Raw genomic sequence first — 1,590 nt, 5'->3', positions numbered from 1 at the left:
CCGACACCGCATGGCGTCCGCACTTCGCAATGTAACGGGAGGGTCCGACAACGGGCGCTCGTTCGGACGGAAATCCGGGGAACTCAGGGGAAGATCAGGGAAGGGCGGGCGCGGGGCCGCCCCGGGTGATAGGGCTTGACGGAGCCGGGGGCGCGCCTGTCACCGGATCCCCGGATCCCCGGCCGGCCCGGGCCGCGCCGCAGGTCGTGAGGGGTGCGTCGGCGGACCGTCAGCTGTCCGCCGGGCGATCGGTGTTTGACCGGACATGCACGAATGTGCCGATGTGTTATGCGGGTGTGACCGGATCCGGGGGGAGGAAGGGTCCGGGCTGGGCATAGGCTCAACGCGGTGGTTTATGCCAGACGGCAATTCGCGGCGGATCCGGCTGCCGGATCCCGAGGGTCGTACGACCGTCGCGGAGCGTACGGGACGGCGGCGTACACCGCGGAAGGGCCTCAGTCCGGAAGAGCGCCGGAAAGCGCGAACAGCCGGCGGACCGAGTGGAAGGGCTCGAACGCGTGACGTTGAAGGTGTGGGAGCGCGACCAGGGGAACTGGGCCGTGCTCCAGGTCAGCGGCGAGATGGATCTGGTGACCTCCCCGGCGGTCCGGCAGCGCGTGCACGACGCGGTGGCGGAGGGGCGGCGGAGTCTGGTGCTCGACCTGGGCGAGGTGCGGTTCTGTGACTCCAGCGGGGTCGGGGTGCTCATCGCCGCCCGGCGTTTGATGCGCTCCTGTCAAGGTCGGCTGCGGCTGATCCTGCCCGCCCAGGGCGCGGTCGAGGGATCGCACGTCAACAGGGTGCTCGCCGCCCTCGGGGTGCGCCGCCTCTTCGAGGTCTACCCGGACCTGGCGAGCGCCACCGCCGAGACCGACTCGCTCTCCGCCTGATCAGACCGTCCGGCCGCGCCACTCGAACCCCGCTCACCCCACCACCGGGCCGGGGCCGGCGGGCATGCCCGGAAGACCCGGCGCGCGGCGCAGGCGGGCGCCCCACCCCGCGCTCCCTCGCGCGGAACCTCACCCGTCACGTCACCCTTCACGCGGGAAACACGCCCGCACCACGAACCCCCCGTCCCCCGTCGGCCGCGCCTCCAGCGTGCCGCCGAGGCTCTGCGCCCGCTCGCGCAGCCCCACCAGGCCGTGGCCCCCGCCCGGCAGCCCGGGCGCCGGGACCGCCGAGTCGGCCGGCCCGTTGCGGATCTCGACCCGCAGCGTGTCGTCCGGCTCGTCCACCCGCACCCGTACCTTCGCCCCGGGCGCGTGCTTGCGCACGTTCGTCAGCGCCTCCTGCACGGTGCGGAAGGCGGCCCGTTCCGCCGCCTCCGAGTGTTCGGCGGCCGCGTCGTACGCCTCCTCGTACCGGACGTCGAGCGCGCTCAGCTCGATCAGCCGGGGGAGGTCCGCGAGCTTCGGCTGCGGCGTCAGTTCGTCGGTGTCCGCGCCCGCCGCCCGGAGGATGCCGACCATGTGGCGCAGCTCGTCCAGCGTCCGCACCGACAGCTCGCGGATGGTCCGCGCCCCGGCACGGGCCTGGTTGTCGGCCGTGCTGACCTGCACCGCGCCCGCCTGGAGGCTGATCAGGCTCACC

General features: G+C 73.5%; 2 protein-coding genes. One reads left to right on the top strand and one right to left on the bottom strand.

The features are described from left to right. Window positions 1-518: 518 nt before the first annotated feature. Complete coding sequence (locus JNW98_RS33720; RefSeq protein WP_223772104.1) at window positions 519-890, top strand: STAS domain-containing protein; 372 nt, start codon at window positions 519-521, stop codon at window positions 888-890. Between the two features lie 141 nt (window positions 891-1,031). Here JNW98_RS33720 and JNW98_RS33715 read toward each other — a convergent pair. After that, window positions 1,032-1,590 (bottom strand): sensor histidine kinase (locus JNW98_RS33715; RefSeq protein ID WP_372459390.1); only part of this gene is annotated, 559 nt, incomplete at its 5' end.

Source organism: Streptomyces huiliensis (assembly GCF_020037025.1).
Lineage (GTDB): Bacteria > Actinomycetota > Actinomycetes > Streptomycetales > Streptomycetaceae > Streptomyces > Streptomyces huiliensis.
This window is presented reverse-complemented; position numbering and strand designations above follow the sequence as displayed.